Below are 17,489 nucleotides of genomic sequence, written 5' to 3'. Positions count from 1 at the left end.
TGTACTATCCATTTAATAACCGTGCAACTAATTAGTCCTTACAAGGAAATCCTCCTACAAATAATAAATGTGTAGGTAATTCAGTTCTATGGTACTATGTTGTACTGGGAGGGATTATATGGAATTCAGAATACACTCACACAGAAATGCACTCACCATTTTGGAGAATGTACCCGAGTTTAAAGAAGCTTGGGAAGAAGTTAAACATATCTTGTCTAGTCTTGATGAAGACACACTAAGACAATGTTATGAAGATAATTTTCAGACAAAGAATAAAAGTTTATCAACATCTATCAATTCACTTCTAAAAGAAGAATTTAAAGCCTTTGATTGGAGCGGTGAAAGTGCAATATTTCAAGACCCTTATTATGATGACCCTAAAAGTGATTATTGGCGACTAGACTTTGCTAAAGACGATATATCAATCGAAGTCGCCTTTAACCACGCTTCTGCTACTGCATGGAATTTATTAAAACCTGTTTTAGCTAGTGAACTAAACCATATTAGAAAAGCTATACAAACTAAAATAGGAGTTGTAGTTGTTGCAACTCAAGAAATGAAAAAGGCGGGTAACTTTGACGGTGCAATTGGTTACTATGAAAAATATGTTGACCATCTAAAACCTCTAATGAACCAACTTAGTGTTCCTTTGCTTATTATCGGACTAAAAGCACCTAGAACCTTCAAAATTGTAGGAACCCCTAAAGGGGATGAACTAAAAGGTAAAGTAGTAAGACTTAAAGATGTAAAGAAAGTTCATGAATAGTTGAGACACTGACTAAATATTTCTTTACTTATTTAAGTCTACAGGTTTTAACTAAAAAATCTTCTCAAATCTGAATTAATCAGATTGATTAGAAAAACGTTAGTAAAGAGAATGGTTACCTTATAAAGCACTTAAAGTAACCTTCCATTGCCCTGAATTGAACCGAGTTATTGAGTGTTCCGCAGTAGAAATCATACTTAAATCATTCCACTATTAAACATACGTATTTATTATCCTTAAAATTTTCAAGCAATCCCTAATAGACACTATGCCTGCCAATATTCTCAACACATACAAAGTCTCTGGTACGCCCTAAGAGGCAATCAAATCAAACCTCCATTTTAATAATTTTAATATTAGATGCTATCCGTTGAAGCTAGTACTAGCATCAGAAATAAATCATGTTCAGACAAAGATCAATATGATAGTATGTGCCACTGTTGCAGCCTGCAAGTGGGGGAACTCAAAGAGTTGTATGGGATGTGAAAAAAGGAAGCTGCAGGCGTTGAACTGCAGCTTCCTTTCTTTTCGTAACCTAAGTTTTTAAAGTATCTACTTCTTCATAATCCCCGCCACAAATCGCGTCAACACTTTCCGCGGCAAGAATCGCCCCATCTGCGTGGTCGCATAGTTCGACTTCCCGTCGACGACGAAACTGTTTCCTTTCGCCAGGGCGTGGAAGGCGGATTGGACGACTTGTTCCGCTGTCCGCATCTTCCCGAAGGAGACGTCTCCGGCCGTTTCGAAGAATGAAGTGGCTGTGGCCCCTGGGCAGAGGGCGAGTACCTTGATCCCCTTCTTCCGGTATTCTTTCCAGAGGGATTCGGTGAAGGAGAGGACGAAGGCTTTGGTTGCGCCGTATACGGCCATGTAGGGGACGGGCTGGAATGAGACGACGGAGGCGAGGTTGATGATGGTGCCCGAGCCTTTTGCCACCATGTCCTTCAGGTACAGATGCGTCATATCCACCACCGCGGCCACGTTCACCATGACCTGGTTGTGATCGGTCTCATGGGGGTTGGAGAGGAATTCACCGCTGGTGGCGAAGCCGGCATTGTTCACCAGGTAATCGACGGTGAGCCCGAGCTCCTGCGTTTGCTTATACACGTCCTTCGCCCCGTATTCCTTGCTGAGGTCGGCCGTGATGACCGTTGCGTTCACGTTCCATTGCGTTTGCAGTTCTGTTGCGAGCTCCTGCAATTTCCCTGTCGAGCGGGCGACGAGGATGACGTCCATTCCTTTGGCTGCGAGCTGAGTGGCAAACTCTTTCCCGATGCCGGATGAGGCTCCTGTGATCAATGCGGTTTGATTCATTTTTTTCTACTCCCTTTCTGCGTTTATATGTTTAATCATTTGAACGAAGATGGTGAAAGAAAGGACCTGAAGCCGGATGACTAAAGATCGCATGTACTTTCCACTGTATGGATCAGTTGCTTCAGCAGTCCGACCGATGGCTCGAGGGCCAATGAGTAGAGACGCTGTGTGCCTTTTTGTTCGATGGTGACCAGCTGATTGTCCCGGAGGATCTTCAAGTGATGCGAAATGGCTGGTCGTGATAGCGTGGAATGCTCGGTGATTTCGTTTACGGTCAAATGGTCATGCTCTGCCAGCAGCAAAATGATGTCCTGCCGTGCCGGATCACTCAATGCCTGCAAGAGCGGAATACAGGAACGAAACACGTCGATGGCCTGTTGCCCCATATCCATCCCCCTCTAATGTCTATTTGTTTAAGCTAATCAACTCAATGATAGTCAAACGAGCGCCAAACTTCAAGACTAACGGGCCCTCTCCTGGACATTTCGCACCGTCGCCGTCACCCATTTCCTCGGGATGAAGCGGATGCTGTTGGCAAGCAGCTTATTCTTGAATCCCGGGATGACGATGGTCTTCCCTCTCATCAACCCGTCATACCCGATGCGCGCAACCGTCTGGACATCCATCACGCCGCTCTTGAACAGCTTCGACTCACCCAGATTCGCACGGGACTTGAACCCGGTCTCCGTCGGCCCCGGACATAAAGCCGTCACCGTGACGCCGCTCCCCTTCAGTTCGTTCTCAAGCGCCTCCGTCAGAGAAAGCACATACGATTTTGTCGCATAATACACCGCCATGAGCGGTCCAGGCTGAAAGGCAGCAGAAGACGCGACGTTCATGATCCTCCCGCGCCCTCTCGCCTTCATCCCCGGCAGGAATAGCTTGGTCAACGCGGTCAGTGCCTTGATATTGATATCGATCATGGACAGCTCATCCTCAAGATCCGTCTCATCAAAAGCCCCATACAAGCCGAAGCCGGCATTATTCACCAGCACATCGATCTCGATATGCTTACCCTTCAGTTCTTCCTTCAGGCGGTACGCTTCCTCCGGCTTCCCCAGATCCATGGCGATCACAGTACCCCGGATCCCGTACTGCGCCTCCAGTTCCCCCTTCAGCTGATTGAGCTTCCCTTCACTTCTTGCCACAAGTACAAGATCATAGCCGTCTTTGGCAAAGAGCTTGGAGAGCTCAAGTCCGATGCCGGATGAAGCACCGGTGATGAGTGCGGTTTGGTTGGTCATAGTTGGATCCCTTCCTTTTCTTATGATTAGTTATTTTATTACGTTTAATTACTTAAACGTTTAAACATTTAAACATATTGTAGTGAATTGTTGTGTTAGTGTCAATATAGTTGTCTCAGTTTCTTTTTTGATCAATCTCTTCTAGGACTCGTTCCGTACCCATATGGGACTCAACTACGTTATCCAAAAATTCAACGCTGACTTCCCTATCCCCCTCAAATATATGGACTGCAGCACCAGCATTCAATAATAAACCTATGGTCTTTTTCATTTCCAATAGTTCATCAATATTTATTCCGTTACAAGTTAGGATATAATCACCGTTCTCCAATGATTCTTTTAGTACCTCTTACCGGTACTTTTTCTTACTATAGGAATGTATTTAAGCACTTGAGTATCTTTCTCTATTTTTATATTCATTATGGCCATTACATTGCCACCTCCCTCAAATCTCCGTTCTTATCAGCATTATGACTTCTTCCTAGACCTGGATGTAACCAGATAGTCGGTATAAGACCGGTACATGCCCTCAGTCACTTATTGCAAAAAGGTCCGTCCTAATTCATCTGTACCATCACAAAGCCCTTCGACGATCCAGATTCAACCTTCCCCATGATTCTTCTTCGCTACATCAATCGCATTTTATTCTACTTCCGCACCTATACGTTCATAGTGCGATATCTTGGTATCCCACTTCTTCCACAACTTCATCCTCAATCCTTATGCCCAACCCATTCTCAGTATCCCAAGACACATCGCACAATAATCCCAATCTTCTCTTACCATTCTTCCTGGCTCTTCTTACAATGAATTCAGTAGGTTTCACTAATTCTGCTAAGCCTGTTAAAGAATCTAGTTTAGGAGCATTTTTATTTGCTTTTGATTCATTTTCTACCATTTCTCTATATTCATCGACATTTTCACTATAGTACTCAGAGTCATTGTCGTTAGTTTGTTAGCCACAATCCTTGTCATAACTACCCCCAACCATATAAAATGTCATTTCGCCTAATTATCGTACTTTTCTTACTATCCAAGTATTAAAACGATACTTCATGAAGGTACAATCATCATGAGCTTTCGATTTACAATTAAATTACTTTCTTTTGTCTACTTAATAACATTGGTTGATTCAAATAAAGTAAAAAACCTTGAAAGGCAGTTCATAGCCAATCAAGGTCAATTTTTTTTATCCCTCTACCATTTGAACCTAATCCTCAATTAAATCAATATAATATTCATTGTTATTGATAAACTTTTTAAAAAAATCCTCTAACGATTCAGCTATTTGAATATCGAAATAATATATTGGATTATTAACTAATTGTAAATCTATTGAAATATAAACACCCTCGTTCACTTCAAAAAAGATAAGTTTATTTTCATCATCAAAAAGTTCATCTAAATCTGGGTCAAATTCAAAAATACCTTCTCTTAATCTAATATCAGCTATAGCCCCTGGTCCCAATATTCTATTTATTGCATTAGCACTTTGACCTTTAATAAAACCATAACCTACTTCTAAAAATAACTGTTTTAGATCATTTGGAAAACTAATACCCGTTCTTTGTTCAGCTTTTAAAATATCATCTTCAGTTACCTTATAGGTTTTATTTTCTAGCTCATTAATAAATTCAAAATCAGCCATATGCTATTTTACCTCCTTGGAAATAGTTTACCTGATGGTGCTCCCTTTCCATGTATACCTGCTTGGTGTTCGTTAGGGTATTTTGCTGGATGAATATTCCACCATTCATGAGGGCCACCAAAGTTATTCTCTATGATATGATGGGCATCATACGGTTGACCAATACTCCGAGCAACCTCTCCATTCTTATCAAGCACTTCTTCTGTATATCTTGGCCACTTTTGGTTGGTTTTTTCTTCCCATTCTGCAATCAATTTATCTTTCAAGCTCGATGTAAATTTGCTTCTATGCTTAGCTGTCTCTTTTGGTGTCAATTTTTCATAGTTTTTGTTTCTCAAGGCTTCTTTTATAAGATGAACCTGCTCTTTATTAACCTTTCGTCCAGTTTTAGCCTCTATATCCCTCATATAAGCCTTTGCTAAATCCTTATTAAGTTCACCCGAACCCTCCGTCCCACTCTTCCGATCCTCTTTCTTCCAAGAGAACTTCACATGCCCATTCTCATTCATAACCAATTTCCTAACCCCGTTGAAGATCTCTGAACGGGCAACCTTCGAAATCGCACTCCTGACAATACTTTGATACGTCTTCTCCATCACGTTCTTTACTGCATCAGAGTTTAAGACGTTCTTAGTCTTGATGAGATTTTCTTCAAGACGCTTGGATACTCGATTCAGGGTCAATGCTTGATGTCCGGTTTTAGAAGACAGCAGCTGCTTCGGTGTGTCCTCTACTATATCGAAAGAGATGGTAACTCCTTTCTTGATGAGTGATTTGAATGCGGCTGTGGCCATTACGTTGTAAGGGATGTCTTTCTTAGAGCCTTTTTTACCGGCTTTTGTTACCATTCCTGCCCTTCCCGTTTTACTCACGGCACTTACTTTATCTGTGCCTTTTAAGCCGTAAAGGGACGCCCCAATATAGGTTGCTGTATAAGAAACGTACCTTTCCCGGCTTCGTTCATCGCCTTGCACAACTTCTTCTTCGAAGGATTGCTCGATTCCCCCCCATATATACTTAAACGTATCGATCGGGTGAAGCAAGGCATGAAAAATCCCTTGAAAGAATCCAATGGGATCGGTAAACAGGTAGAGTAAAGATTCAATGGTATCCATGACAATATCAAACAACGCAAGCCCCGCACCTTCCATTGCCCCTAATGTCTTGGAGTACTTCTTCGAAAGCTTAGCTGCTGCGACATCACTTAATTCAGAGAGAAAGGAGTCCTTTTTCTTAAATGTACTTTTCCCCTCTATTATATCAACCTTCCCCATACGATAAACAGATTGAAGCATTGTGATTTGTTTTGACAACTCTTGTACTTGTTCTTCAAGGGAAGAGAGATTGGCTGTTTGATTTCGATCGAATACGTGCAATTTTTCAACAGTTTGTGCCTTCTCACGTTGAGCATTGGCCACCTGTTGTAAGAAATCACCGTCTTGAATCGTCGGGATTGATACAATATCCGACACTCGTTGTATTGTCGCATTGGCTTCATTTGTCATGTCTATCGTTGTCTGCTTGGCACGGTGAAGATGTCCTTCTACCTCATGGTCCAAAAAGCTCTGCTTAATGACCCCATGTGGTGCCGGTTCGACGTCTTGAATAGCATTTCTTAATTTCCCAATAGTGGTTTCATAGTCAGCTAGAAATGTCTGATATTGTTCAATCATGGGAAGGTGTTTATTCCGGTAAAATCCACGAATGGCCTCCCCACCCTTCCCCTTGAATGCATCCTCCAAGTCGACGACAGCCTGAACAGATTTCTGTATGTCTTTCACTTGATCTTTTTGTGAAGACAAGGTCTCCTCTATCTCTTTTAATCCAGTATGAAAGTCGTGTACATCTAGAATTTTCAATGATTGTCCCCCTTACCGACTGAGATTCATCATAGACGAAAGGGACTGATCAGCTTGCAAAATCTCTTCAACCGATTGCTGCATCGCAGATTTGTTTTCCCTAAGAAGCTCTTGATAGGTCTCGAGCATCTCCTGGCACTGCTGATTGAGCTCATTCAGCTTATTGATGACTTCCAGTTCATTCCCTCCACCGATTTGCTTTGGAAATGCTGTGTTCCATGCATTAATTGAGCGCCGCAGATTCAAAATTGCCAACTCCGTCTCGCTATATTGAACCTTGATTTCAGTGTCCATGTAATTCGATCCTTTCTAAAAATCTATGATCATATGATAGATTCTATATAATTCCAATTCTCTGAACATAGTACCATCGTTGCCATTTTCATTCTACTCATAATCCTTATTTTTACAAAAACAGGTATTTGTTGATGGGTCTTTTGTAACAATTCCACACATGTTTCTCATCATTAAGAAGGCATGGGGAATCTACACATCTACCTCTTCCTCTAAGGATCTTATTTACCTACTACTGCAAAGAAACAAAGCCTAAACTGGTGAGCATCACATCCCTTCTTACATCTGGACTACATGATAACAATCCTTTTGCAGTAGAATAGCGGTGTATGATACACCTTTCATAGAAGGTAATGTATTTATCCACACAACAAAAAACCATCACTATGAATTGTGATGGTTTTATTTTGCGTGTATTTGATTATCATCAAGCACTTAGAAACGGTTTTACCTCCCGACCAATTTAGCCACTTCTGCCTGCAGTAGTTTCCCTGTTGGATCAGCTTGCGTTTTCAATTTCGTAAATTCTTCTGACCATTCTGAGGTGCGCATGCGAATTGGAGGATCCTGCATTTCTACACACTCGACGATCTTTTCCGACACTTCTTTAGAGGTTTGGTACGCATAATTCCCTTGTCGACTGGAAGCCCCGCCGATATATGCTTCTAGTAGGGGTTTATACTCATCATCTGCCATCCCGCCACTCACTTCGAATTGAGCTAGGGCACTCTTGGCGAATTCAGAATGGATTCCGCCAGGTTCAATGCTCGTGAATTTGATATTAAAATGTGGTTGCACATAGCTGGCAAGAGCTTCTGTATATCCTTCGACACCGAATTTCGTTGCACAGTATATTTCATTGAACGGTTGTCCGACAAGCCCACCGACAGATGAAATGTTTACGATATGCCCACTCTTATTCTCCCTCATAATCGGCAGCACTGCCTTCGTTGTACGGATCACTCCCATCAAGTTGACGTTGAGCTGCCACATGATCTCTTCTTCCGTGGCTTGTTCTGTTGTACGTAGGAAGCCAGCCCCCGCATTATTGATCAGGATATCGATATTGTCTTCGTCCTTCATGATTTCCTGCACACATTCATTGATGCTGCTTGTGTTTGTAACGTCCAGCGATTTAACCATGATCTCCACATTTTGATCTTTCGCCGCTTCCAGCAAGGCATCTTGTTTCTCCAGGTTCCTCATGGTGGCATACACTTTATATCCTTTTGATGCTAATAACAAGGCTGTTTCAAAACCGACTCCAGTTGATGCGCCAGTAATAAGAGCAACTTTATTCTTCATTTTGATGATCTCCCTTTTTATAGAGTGTTTACTCTATAAGAATATACATACTTAGCTTGAAAGTGTCAACTCTAAAAATATCTGATAAAATGATTAAATGTCAGCTCTTATTGATGAATACAAACAGATGAACCAAACCAATGCTAGTGGAGGACTTCATTTCACAAGCATATTATAGAGCATTCACTCCACATCGTAGCATGAAAAGGAGATACAAAATGGATAAAAAACAGCAGATCATAGATGAATCGTTAAACGTGTTCGTTGAATATGGATTTCACGGATCCCCCATCACGAAACTTGTTAAATCCGCCCAAGTATCAAACGGGACCTTTTTTTATTACTTCAAAACCAAGGAAGATTTAATCACGGCCATATACGTCTCGACCAAGGAGGAAATCCATCGCCATATCTTGCTCGATATCAATGAAGTCACATCCGTAAAAAAGAGCATGCGCGACCTCTGGATGAACTGGACAAAATGGGGCATAGCCAACAAGCAAAAATTCATGTTCCTGGAGATCTTTTCTACCTCCCCCTATATCAATAGTCTGGAGAAAAAAGAAGTGGCCGATACATTTATTTTCATCAAGGAACTATTACTCAAAGGAATCCATGATGAAATCATCATCCCCATGGACGTAACCTTGCTGAGCCACCTTTTCTACAGCAGCATCCGTACCACCGTCATGTACCACCAAGTGAAACCACTCTCACACGAAGAGATGGAAACCATTTTCACGATCATGTGGAAAAGCTTTGTTGATCTTTAAGTCATGACATACAGACAAAGGGGAAGCAGCTCCCTGCTTCCCCTTGTCTTTTAGTTAATTAAATTGGATCATCAGGAAATTCGCTATGATATTTATCGATTAATGCTTGATATTCCCCATCACTTGCCGCTTCTTCCAAGTACTTATTTTTCCAGATCATCATTTGGTCGCTAAAAAGATAGTCTGTATTGAACCAATTTGTATAATCATAATGCATTTTAAATTTCCCGCTACTTTCAAGAGTCATTGTAAAAGAATACCAAAGTTCTTGCTGGTTATCTTTATCGCTCAACTCAAACAGCTTTCTTTTATTTTTCTTAAATTCTTCTTTATCAATGTAATAGTTAAATGGGATTTCCACACTATAATTAAAGTGTTGATTATTCTCTGGTGTATTATAAAAAAAGTACGTTCCTCCCCCATTTCCCGATATCTGAGCATAAAAATAAAATTCCTCCCATACTTCTGGGATCATTTCGTTAATAGTTTCAGCTATTTCTCTATACAACTTGTTCATTTCGTTTTCCACTTAAATCCGCATCCTCCCAAGTCCATAAATATTGAAATGAGATCAGCACCAACTTCTCCAGATTATGTAAATAGACAGAATGTATTTTTGGCGAAGTATTCGCCACTCCTCCGTACCTAACGATTGCTGCCATTAATATTTTATTGGTAAGCAATATCCGTTCCCTAAGTGAATATATAGATTATCTTCATGATCTTTTTTTAAAACCTTCCAGTTCTCAAAGATTCCCTTATCAAGATAAGCAACAAAGCATTCCCAATTGTCTTTCCCTTCTATGATTTTGCCTTCTTTTAATACCCACCGATTTTCAATAAGATCATAAAGAATGGTTTCCTGACCTTCTAAATTTGTAGAAAGTGCAATGGTATTTTTAATAACTGATTTGATTAGACCTGACATATCATCTATTCGTTCTATCCCTCTAGCCCCCGTCATCCACATTCGTTTTAATTCATCTGCACTAATACTTTTTATAAAACCCAAGTCATCTTCAGCATCATATTTTAAAGAAGTCCATAATTCTTTAAACTGATCTGAATTAAAAATAATCGTTTTATAGATATAATCTGAGTCTAAAGAGATTTTTGGTATCCATACAATATGTTCATCATATTTTCTAGCGATAACTGAAGAAGTATTGCTCCTACCATGATTTAATTTTAATTCTAGGTCACCTGTTACTGAAGTTATTAGGTCATCTGTATACCCCTCGTAAATTACTTGTCCGTCATACTTGAGAATCAACATTTCTTCTGTGATTTCTCGGTATGTTTTATAATTGAGTAACTTTTTCAATTTTAACATTCATTCTTGCCATTACATTACTCCCTTCCTCTAAATTTGATGAATCTTATTCTCTACGCCAAACTCCGATCTTTAAGAATACAATGGTTTAGCTAAAGTTATTACTTCATCTTTGAAATAAATCTACTAAAAGTGTCTGCTACAAATATATTCCAAGCTCTAACTTTGCAGATTCCTCTCATTATTCCAAACTACTATAGGAAAATATTTTAAAAAGGACTTTGAAGGTGCAATAAATTGATGGAAACTTAACCCTTTCAAATAGAACATCTGGAGTCATTTACGACCATTACCTAGAAGTTCTGCTCAGTAAAGAAATTATAAATAGTTACGAAAAAATAGACCAACGCTTTACTGGTCTATAAAAAGGTATAAAAAAACAAGAGATATTGTGTCCATAATGATGGTGCACTATTTTTAATCTAGATAAAAAGCCCTTAGATATATTACCTTACTCATACTTATTCCCTGTTTTTTGTAAAAACTATGGAATATTTGTAAAAAGATGTTACAATTTCTAACGAAGGAGGTGGTATAAATGAAAAATAGTAAAAAAATTTTAGTCACTGGGTTACTAGGTTTCTCGGTATTTATTGGAGTGTTCACTACTAATAGCTCTTTTGCTTCTGCTGAAACAGATAGTGTCAAAAACTACAAAGTTTCTGATAAGGATGCTCTAATCGCCAATGATTTTAAACCAGAGGCTTATCCAGCTTTCGTAGCAGGTGCATTGGTGGGTGGTGTGATTTACGATGTAGCTAAAGCGGGGTATAACAAAGTCTATGATTACTCATGTGCTGGTCGAAAGGCAACAGGAAATGTTCCATCAGCTGGATATAAGAATGGGTCTCCTGAGCTTTCTGAAGTTGCCCAAGATTCCTTTGGTAGATAGAAATTAGTAATTGTTTATTGGTGGACACAACATTAGATACTATACATATTTTAGTCCACCTTTTTTATTCTTATATCCAGATGTAGCCCTTTAAATAAACGAGGTGAAACTATGAAAAAATCAGGAGAAAAAGTTCTATTTTCAATTTTAACACTCACTTTAATATTCCATACGAGTATGACTATATCATATAATTTCCCACTAACACCATTAAAATACAAATACGAGAATTTTATTTCATCCTACATGAATCCCTTATTTCAACAAACTTGGACACTTTTCGCACCAAACCCTTCAAACACAAACAATAATCTTCAATTCAGAATTGAATATAAAAAGGCAAACAAAAATTTAGAAACTGATTGGATCAGTTTAAGTGATAAATTCATTAGTCAAACTAAAAAAAACTTTTTTCATCCCTATGGCCATTATACTGGCACACTAGTCCAGCTTGAAAGTTCTGTTATGAAAGAAATTGAATTTATTCAGAAAATGAAAGAAGATGAGGACGTAAAATTAGATGTGAATTCTGATGATTTTTTTCAAGACTATTTTCAGATTGAAACCCTATATACTTTTGCTTTAAATATAGTTGGTCATCAATATGAGAATATTAATTCAATACAATTACGTTATTCTATAGAGTACTTCCCAGAATATGAAAATGGCACTATTAAGGGAAAATCTAAATACGAATATGTATATCTTCCTAAAATGAACGAAAATCAATTGACAGGGAGGATTTTAAATGGATACCATCAAGACCAAAATCAATAAATTTTTTCATAAGTATTTCTATTTAGCAAGAGAAAATCAATATAACTTGATTAGTTTGAGCATTTTGAGAATAACTATTGGAATCCACGTATTATTTGAATTAATTACAGCTCACCCCATAAAAGAGGTTTTATGGAATTCAACAATATTTAATTATGCAGTTCCCTTTCTCTATAATCCAACCTATTTTAACCTATTTTACTATCTAGGGATATTATTGATGGTGTTATATACGTTAGGAATTGGTTCTAATTTTTTCAACTTAATAATATATGTATTTGTATATACACTTTATAAAGCCAATCCCAATTTATTAGATGGTGGAAATAATATTCTTATAATAGTATTGTTTTACATGATTTTCACAAATAATACAGAATACTTTTCTTTACATAAACTCACTAGAAAATCTCCTTATAGAAATATTGTACATAACTTATTTTTTGTTATGATAATCATTCAAGTATGTATACTTTATTTCTTTGCTGGTTTTTTTAAAGCCCAGGGTAGTATGTGGTTCCATGGAAGTGCATTATACTATGTATTAAACTTAGAAGCTTTCGCTATGGAATTCACGGATGGTATGAAGAACTTTGTTTTGAGTTCACCTGCATTATTAACTTTTGGAGCATATTCTGCTATATTCACACAATTATTTTTCCCGTTTCTTGTCTTTAATAAATACGTTAGATATTTAATATTGCTTGGATCAATCGCTTTCCATCTCAGTATCTTAATGTTTATGGGTCTCGCACAATTTGCAATTATAATGATTGCACTAGACCTTCAATTTATCACCGATAAGGAGTACAAGGCTGTTGCATCTATAAAGAAGTTCCTAAATAAATGTAAAAGAACTAAAAATCTTGAATTTCAGGGTGTTAAATAATGATTTTAAAAAAAGATTGTCATATGGATATATTAGTATACGATGGAAACTGTGATATGTGCAGCAATTTCATTAGATTCATAATTAGGATAAATAGGAACGAAAAGCTAAAAATCACTAACTTTGAAAGTGAGTGGTATAAAAAAAACATTGCCCGAGAAATTGAAAGTATGATTTTTATAAGAAATAATCAGGAATATTTATATTCTGACTCTGTAATCAAACTATTAGTTACGTCAAATAAACTGTTTACTCCTTTATATCTACTTTATTTTTTTCCAAAAATACTTAGAAATTTCGTATATAAGCTTGTTGCAAAAAATCGAAGAAAGATACCTATGTCCTCATGTACGCTGATAAGCCCAGAAAAGAGAAAGTATTTTTTGTAGCATAATCTTAGGAGGTAAACTATGAATAAGACATTTATATTATTAATTATTGTATTAGTTTTAAATGTAATAAGATATGCAGACTATTTTTTTAATAATCCAACTAGTATTTATAATATTGTAATGCTTGGTCTAAATTTACTGGCAATTAGTTTTGCTTTTATATGGAGAGCTAAGTTATCCAGTAATAAGTGATTATCAGATTACATTTAAAAAGATATTGCCCCACTTGTGGAGGAAGCAATATCTTTTTATTTACAATTTCCTATCATTGTAGTGTAACTAACATATTTGACCACTGAATACGGAGCAATTACCGAAATTAAAACCATAATCCCGGTTATCTCATGCTTTTCCTTAAGATAATCATTGAACTCAACACTACCTACTCTAAAGTTCGGACCTCGCGATGATTGAATAAAATAAGAAAAGCACGTTGAATAACTGAAGTCGGTAAGATTATCGATGAAAATCTGTTCTACCTCATCATTGAACGTACGAGCCCAATAGTCCTTATCAATATACTTGGCTAGTACATAGTGAAAATCACCTTTTGCATACAATCTGTCAATGGTATTCAGTAAAACTTCTTTCATAGTATGCCTCCATTATTGTGCAGGATAGCCAGCTGACACCTTTTTATTGGAATTATAAATAACCTTCAAAGGTATTAGGTCAATTAAGGTTAATAAACTAGAAAATCACACGATTGATCCTCTTTCTAAATCAAAGATATCGATCTCTTCCTGTTCAAATAATTCTTCTAATGAATCTGTTCCTTTTTCTTGGGCAAATAGATATTCATTCTCAGATATCGGAACAGCTAGCAGCCAAGCCACTTTTTTGTTTGGAAACTCGATTGTCTTTAAATCCTCCCACAAGAAAGGTGACACAAATAACACATGTCTCATCTCGATAATGGGATAATACATCTGGAATATATTTCGAAAAACTTCACCGTGAGAAACGGACAATTTCGAATTAATAAGACCAAATGCACAGCTTGCCAGTATATTAGGAAATTGCTCATAATCTGTTGCACTTGCTCCTACTATTTCGATCCGCAAAGGTGTCTCGTCAACAATCAATTCAATTGAATGGTCAGATAGTCCAATAGTAGAATACGATGATACACCGTCAACGGGTCTATTCACGGTTGTTAGCATATCAATATTACTCACATTATTTTCGTCCCAGTATCTCGAGACACCAGGTTTACCCCCAAAAGCATGGTGTGCTGCCTTTGCAATGATTTTATGATCAGTTGAAATACTCAAAGTAAACCTCCTTGTGTCTTCATCCATAACACCTTTTGAGATTATTTATTTTTCTCCAAGCTATCATACGGATTAGAGATATTTTCGCCTACTTCATCTATTGCTTCCTGGATCTCATTCAGGATTGATTGATCGATATCCTTATTCTGATCCAGTGATTCTTTTATCTTTTCAAAGCAAATTTCCAGACCGAGATTGACTACAATAGAAAGAATCAGATCTACTTCATCATAGGAATCCGTATTCCATAATCCAGAAAGAGTTCTATCGATATCATTTCGTATATCACTTCTTACTAGCTCGTATGTCATCACTTGCCTGTCTGTTAATTGACCAAGGATGATTAAGAAAACATCTCTCTCAATCTCTTCCTTTCTAAATTGATCTAATGCGTCCTGAAACAATGCTAGTAGTATTCCCGCCGGTAATCTATCAGGTAGATTCTCAATTTCTTTTGTATCCATATTACATTTCCCTTCTATTGGAATATGAACCCCATTTGAAGATTGATATCTAGTCGATGTTCCGTCTGATTTCAGCTATTTTCGGTTTTCATCTGTGCAGTCCACCAGGAAGAGTACATTTACATTTGTAATAGTATCGGTTGTTATAGATAACTCGTCATCTTGCATACTATCCGTAGCATTTGATTCAAAGTTCCTTATTTTTATTTTCCATTTATCAGGTCCCCCATTCAACCTATCATGATTTTTCCACTACCAAAAATCCGGTAAATTGGCGTTCCAGTTCTTACCTTATACCCCATGCTAATTTTATCCATTCATATATTAACAAATAGAAAAAAACTCGAAAGGCATTGAGCCAACCAAGGTTCCATACTCATTCTTCACATACACGAATCATTTCTTTAGGTACAGATTCAAAAACTAAAACTTCTGGCTTTGAATAACGCTTTGTTAAAGAGGCATCGCACTTTTCCAGTATAGGTTAATCCAAAACTCAATCGTTTCTCCAGTATCAAAATTTAAAGCTTCCTCATCAAAGTCTTTAAAATCATCGTAGAAAGCTTGGTCATAGATCGAAAGAGATAGATCACCATCAAACACAAAAATTTTATCTGTAAATACAGGAAAGCAAAAAGACTTTGAGAACCGATTAACTAAATCAACACCTATTGCTTCCTTGAAGTTTAGCCATTCAGGGATGTCGGTAGGCCTGAACCGTTCTGTTACCTCAAGTTTCACCCTGCCGCCGTTACTATATCTATTGTTTGACTTACTAGAATAATTAATACCACCACGTTTGACTTCGTCAAGCGAGATATGATGTTCATTATTTCCAGGCAAATATGCATGGTACAACAAATTACTCAAATCTCTCACCTACTTAACATTTGTTTTCATGGAACATAAGGAAAATGTGAGCTTCTCGTTGGATCGTACTGGCGAAAAAATCAAACCCCGTTTTAAATACCTTTGATTGCAGCTTCATCTTATATACGTTTCAATTTAGGGTCTGGTTGTGGTTTAAGCGTACTTAAAGATTCTCCTCTGATTTGTTCAAATTCAACCTTTGTTGTTTTCTCTATATTCTTCTATTATCTTAACGTCTCGCGCTCGATCCTCATTCGGAACCAAACCTAGTCTTTCGTATTCCCAAATTATTTGCTGCTCATAGCTATCTTCATTTACCAAGCTATTATATTTGAAATCGATATTGAACTTACCATCCGAATTTAACTTCAATGTTAAATTTGTCCACTGTTGTTGATTTAGATTTTTAGTTTCAACCCATAATTCTTTCAAGTATTTATATAACTGGTGTAATTGCCTATTTACTTCGTATTCGTCGATATCAATCATTTCTTCAATATCCAAGCTATAAATTGGTGTCTCCTTATTATGAGGATAATAGTAGAAATACGTTCGATTACTCTCCTCGGTTACTTCAGAATATAGTAATACTCTATCCCAGGGTTCAGGAATAATTTGATTTACTTGTTGTCCAATATTTATATATATGGGTTCCATATTTCTAATGTCCATTGTCTTCACCTCCATATATGTTTTCCGACCGATTCATATGAATTTTCGCAATGACTCATACAGTATCGTATAAGTCTGTAATCGTTGGATATAACCTGGATTTGCCGTTGCAATTGGTTGTATGCTCATGGATGATTTCGTTAATTATTCTTTCTTTTTTTTATCATCTCGATCACCTACTTAAAAAAAGATCTGCAATGCTATTTTTCATCTTCATATACAGTAACGAATAATTCTCCGTCGTCTTCCTCGAACAGAGATACAACGATTTCATGACTTGGGAATCGATCCTTAAAGCTGAGCGACCAAAGTAGTTTAATAGCCTTACCCAAAGCCTGTATCTGCTCCTCTACGTTTTCGTCCTCATCAACATTCATATGAAAAAAATCTCTAACTTGGTATAAGTTCATCATTTTTTCTATATTCAGTTTATTTTCTTGACATTCCTTTTTCCATAGTTCAAAATATTTTTCCGAAAACCTATCTTTTAATAAGAAACACCCTTCAACTTCAATAATATCTGGGTAAAAAAATCTCGCAAACCCGAGAGCTGTTTTTAAATCTGACTTCATATTCACATAGCTCCACCATGTGAAATTCCCTTCATTAGCGTCTCTAAATTCCGTATATTCTCCATTTACATGATCATCGAACAATGAAAATCACTCCTGTTTTTATGGAATATTCTCGGAATACCTTGAACGTTGCGCTGGTAAGGATACA

23 protein-coding genes and 1 pseudogene are annotated in these 17,489 nt (G+C 37.4%); 7 read left to right on the top strand and 17 right to left on the bottom strand.

Going from position 1 to position 17,489, the window contains the following annotated elements; translation table 11 throughout:
* The first annotated feature begins 118 nt into the window (after positions 1-118).
* Positions 119-766: a BglII/BstYI family type II restriction endonuclease gene (locus K6T23_RS04725; RefSeq protein ID WP_238283730.1), complete on the top strand. Its 648-nt coding sequence runs from the start codon at positions 119-121 to the stop codon at positions 764-766.
* A 552-nt stretch (positions 767-1,318) separates the two neighbouring features.
* Here the strand turns inward: K6T23_RS04725 and K6T23_RS04720 are convergent.
* From K6T23_RS04720 to K6T23_RS04675, 9 genes and pseudogenes are all read right to left on the bottom strand, one after another.
* A complete protein-coding gene (locus K6T23_RS04720) occupies positions 1,319-2,080 on the bottom strand; it encodes an SDR family NAD(P)-dependent oxidoreductase (protein WP_238283729.1) in 762 nt (253 codons plus the stop codon).
* Positions 2,081-2,160: 80 nt separating this feature from the next.
* Positions 2,161-2,466: an ArsR/SmtB family transcription factor gene (locus tag K6T23_RS04715; protein ID WP_048005433.1), complete on the bottom strand. Its 306-nt coding sequence runs from the start codon at positions 2,464-2,466 to the stop codon at positions 2,161-2,163.
* A gap of 75 nt (positions 2,467-2,541) precedes the next feature.
* Positions 2,542-3,324, bottom strand: a complete 783-nt coding sequence (locus K6T23_RS04710; protein ID WP_238283728.1) for an SDR family NAD(P)-dependent oxidoreductase — start codon at positions 3,322-3,324, stop codon at positions 2,542-2,544.
* Between the two features lie 115 nt (positions 3,325-3,439).
* Complete coding sequence (locus K6T23_RS04705; RefSeq protein ID WP_238283727.1) at positions 3,440-3,655, bottom strand: hypothetical protein; 216 nt, start codon at positions 3,653-3,655, stop codon at positions 3,440-3,442.
* 336 nt (positions 3,656-3,991) lie between these two features.
* A pseudogene (locus K6T23_RS04700) lies at positions 3,992-4,246 on the bottom strand (DUF6985 domain-containing protein); the annotation flags it as partial.
* A 288-nt stretch (positions 4,247-4,534) separates the two neighbouring features.
* Complete coding sequence (locus K6T23_RS04695; RefSeq protein WP_238283725.1) at positions 4,535-4,972, bottom strand: SMI1/KNR4 family protein; 438 nt, start codon at positions 4,970-4,972, stop codon at positions 4,535-4,537.
* An 8-nt stretch (positions 4,973-4,980) separates the two neighbouring features.
* Complete coding sequence (locus tag K6T23_RS22165) at positions 4,981-6,831, bottom strand: T7SS effector LXG polymorphic toxin (RefSeq protein WP_273546603.1); 1,851 nt, start codon at positions 6,829-6,831, stop codon at positions 4,981-4,983.
* A gap of 12 nt (positions 6,832-6,843) precedes the next feature.
* A complete protein-coding gene (locus K6T23_RS04680) occupies positions 6,844-7,125 on the bottom strand; it encodes a YwqI/YxiC family protein (RefSeq protein ID WP_238283724.1) in 282 nt (93 codons plus the stop codon).
* A 447-nt stretch (positions 7,126-7,572) separates the two neighbouring features.
* A complete protein-coding gene (locus K6T23_RS04675) occupies positions 7,573-8,430 on the bottom strand; it encodes an SDR family oxidoreductase (RefSeq protein ID WP_238283723.1) in 858 nt (285 codons plus the stop codon).
* A gap of 218 nt (positions 8,431-8,648) precedes the next feature.
* Between K6T23_RS04675 and K6T23_RS04670 the strand changes: the two genes are divergently transcribed.
* Positions 8,649-9,203 (top strand): TetR/AcrR family transcriptional regulator, encoded by a 555-nt coding sequence (locus K6T23_RS04670; protein ID WP_238283722.1) that lies wholly within the window; start codon positions 8,649-8,651, stop codon positions 9,201-9,203.
* Positions 9,204-9,261: 58 nt separating this feature from the next.
* On the opposite strand, the gene K6T23_RS04665 is transcribed toward K6T23_RS04670, so the two are convergent.
* Positions 9,262-9,732 (bottom strand): immunity protein YezG family protein, encoded by a 471-nt coding sequence (locus K6T23_RS04665; protein ID WP_238283721.1) that lies wholly within the window; start codon positions 9,730-9,732, stop codon positions 9,262-9,264.
* A 132-nt stretch (positions 9,733-9,864) separates the two neighbouring features.
* A complete protein-coding gene (locus K6T23_RS04660; protein WP_238283720.1) occupies positions 9,865-10,536 on the bottom strand; it encodes a hypothetical protein in 672 nt (223 codons plus the stop codon).
* Between the two features lie 538 nt (positions 10,537-11,074).
* On the opposite strand from K6T23_RS04660, the gene K6T23_RS04655 reads away from it, so the two are divergent.
* From K6T23_RS04655 to K6T23_RS04640, 5 genes are all read left to right on the top strand, one after another.
* Positions 11,075-11,428: a hypothetical protein gene (locus K6T23_RS04655; RefSeq protein ID WP_238283719.1), complete on the top strand. Its 354-nt coding sequence runs from the start codon at positions 11,075-11,077 to the stop codon at positions 11,426-11,428.
* Between the two features lie 111 nt (positions 11,429-11,539).
* A complete protein-coding gene (locus K6T23_RS04650; RefSeq protein WP_238283718.1) occupies positions 11,540-12,205 on the top strand; it encodes a DUF5819 family protein in 666 nt (221 codons plus the stop codon).
* Complete coding sequence (locus tag K6T23_RS04645) at positions 12,177-13,094, top strand: HTTM domain-containing protein (protein ID WP_238283717.1); 918 nt, start codon at positions 12,177-12,179, stop codon at positions 13,092-13,094. Before K6T23_RS04650 ends, K6T23_RS04645 begins: the two co-directional genes overlap by 29 nt.
* Positions 13,094-13,483, top strand: coding sequence for a thiol-disulfide oxidoreductase DCC family protein (locus K6T23_RS22365; RefSeq protein WP_420493494.1), 390 nt, complete (start codon positions 13,094-13,096; stop codon positions 13,481-13,483). Before K6T23_RS04645 ends, K6T23_RS22365 begins: the two co-directional genes overlap by 1 nt.
* A gap of 21 nt (positions 13,484-13,504) precedes the next feature.
* On the top strand, positions 13,505-13,678 hold the full coding sequence (locus K6T23_RS04640) for a hypothetical protein (protein ID WP_238283716.1): 174 nt from the start codon (positions 13,505-13,507) through the stop codon (positions 13,676-13,678).
* 56 nt (positions 13,679-13,734) lie between these two features.
* On the opposite strand, the gene K6T23_RS04635 is transcribed toward K6T23_RS04640, so the two are convergent.
* The 6 genes from K6T23_RS04635 to K6T23_RS04610 form a co-directional block, all read right to left on the bottom strand.
* Complete coding sequence (locus K6T23_RS04635; protein ID WP_238283715.1) at positions 13,735-14,079, bottom strand: hypothetical protein; 345 nt, start codon at positions 14,077-14,079, stop codon at positions 13,735-13,737.
* A gap of 105 nt (positions 14,080-14,184) precedes the next feature.
* The gene (locus K6T23_RS04630; RefSeq protein WP_238283714.1) at positions 14,185-14,760 is read right to left on the bottom strand and encodes a suppressor of fused domain protein; all 576 of its coding nucleotides are present in this window, start codon (positions 14,758-14,760) and stop codon (positions 14,185-14,187) included.
* A 41-nt stretch (positions 14,761-14,801) separates the two neighbouring features.
* On the bottom strand, positions 14,802-15,224 hold the full coding sequence (locus K6T23_RS04625) for a hypothetical protein (RefSeq protein ID WP_238283713.1): 423 nt from the start codon (positions 15,222-15,224) through the stop codon (positions 14,802-14,804).
* A 453-nt stretch (positions 15,225-15,677) separates the two neighbouring features.
* Positions 15,678-16,103, bottom strand: a complete 426-nt coding sequence (locus tag K6T23_RS04620) for a DNA polymerase III (protein ID WP_337946928.1) — start codon at positions 16,101-16,103, stop codon at positions 15,678-15,680.
* A gap of 183 nt (positions 16,104-16,286) precedes the next feature.
* A complete protein-coding gene (locus tag K6T23_RS04615; RefSeq protein ID WP_238283712.1) occupies positions 16,287-16,766 on the bottom strand; it encodes an immunity protein YezG family protein in 480 nt (159 codons plus the stop codon).
* A gap of 200 nt (positions 16,767-16,966) precedes the next feature.
* On the bottom strand, positions 16,967-17,422 hold the full coding sequence (locus K6T23_RS04610) for a hypothetical protein (protein WP_238283711.1): 456 nt from the start codon (positions 17,420-17,422) through the stop codon (positions 16,967-16,969).
* Positions 17,423-17,489: the final 67 nt, after the last annotated feature.

The sequence above is a fragment of the Rossellomorea marisflavi genome (assembly GCF_022170785.1).
In the GTDB taxonomy this organism is placed as follows: Bacteria; Bacillota; Bacilli; order Bacillales; family Bacillaceae_B; genus Rossellomorea; species Rossellomorea marisflavi_B.
The sequence above is the reverse complement of the archived record's forward strand: the minus strand, read 5'-3'. Positions and strand labels throughout refer to the sequence as shown.

Bases quoted from the DNA above. Each gene is read 5' to 3' on its own strand.
- K6T23_RS04725 (WP_238283730.1), top strand. From the start codon at position 119: ATGGAATTCAGAATACACTCACACAGAAATGCACTCACCATTTTGGAG.
- K6T23_RS04720 (WP_238283729.1), bottom strand. From the start codon at position 2,080: ATGAATCAAACCGCATTGATCACAGGAGCCTCATCCGGCATCGGGAAA.
- K6T23_RS04715 (WP_048005433.1), bottom strand. From the start codon at position 2,466: ATGGGGCAACAGGCCATCGACGTGTTTCGTTCCTGTATTCCGCTCTTG.
- K6T23_RS04710 (WP_238283728.1), bottom strand. From the start codon at position 3,324: ATGACCAACCAAACCGCACTCATCACCGGTGCTTCATCCGGCATCGGA.
- K6T23_RS04695 (WP_238283725.1), bottom strand. From the start codon at position 4,972: ATGGCTGATTTTGAATTTATTAATGAGCTAGAAAATAAAACCTATAAG.
- K6T23_RS04680 (WP_238283724.1), bottom strand. From the start codon at position 7,125: ATGGACACTGAAATCAAGGTTCAATATAGCGAGACGGAGTTGGCAATT.
- K6T23_RS04675 (WP_238283723.1), bottom strand. From the start codon at position 8,430: ATGAAGAATAAAGTTGCTCTTATTACTGGCGCATCAACTGGAGTCGGT.
- K6T23_RS04670 (WP_238283722.1), top strand. From the start codon at position 8,649: ATGGATAAAAAACAGCAGATCATAGATGAATCGTTAAACGTGTTCGTT.
- K6T23_RS04660 (WP_238283720.1), bottom strand. From the start codon at position 10,536: ATGTTAAAATTGAAAAAGTTACTCAATTATAAAACATACCGAGAAATC.
- K6T23_RS04655 (WP_238283719.1), top strand. From the start codon at position 11,075: ATGAAAAATAGTAAAAAAATTTTAGTCACTGGGTTACTAGGTTTCTCG.
- K6T23_RS04650 (WP_238283718.1), top strand. From the start codon at position 11,540: ATGAAAAAATCAGGAGAAAAAGTTCTATTTTCAATTTTAACACTCACT.
- K6T23_RS04645 (WP_238283717.1), top strand. From the start codon at position 12,177: ATGGATACCATCAAGACCAAAATCAATAAATTTTTTCATAAGTATTTC.
- K6T23_RS22365 (WP_420493494.1), top strand. From the start codon at position 13,094: ATGATTTTAAAAAAAGATTGTCATATGGATATATTAGTATACGATGGA.
- K6T23_RS04640 (WP_238283716.1), top strand. From the start codon at position 13,505: ATGAATAAGACATTTATATTATTAATTATTGTATTAGTTTTAAATGTA.
- K6T23_RS04635 (WP_238283715.1), bottom strand. From the start codon at position 14,079: ATGAAAGAAGTTTTACTGAATACCATTGACAGATTGTATGCAAAAGGT.
- K6T23_RS04625 (WP_238283713.1), bottom strand. From the start codon at position 15,224: ATGGATACAAAAGAAATTGAGAATCTACCTGATAGATTACCGGCGGGA.
- K6T23_RS04615 (WP_238283712.1), bottom strand. From the start codon at position 16,766: ATGGACATTAGAAATATGGAACCCATATATATAAATATTGGACAACAA.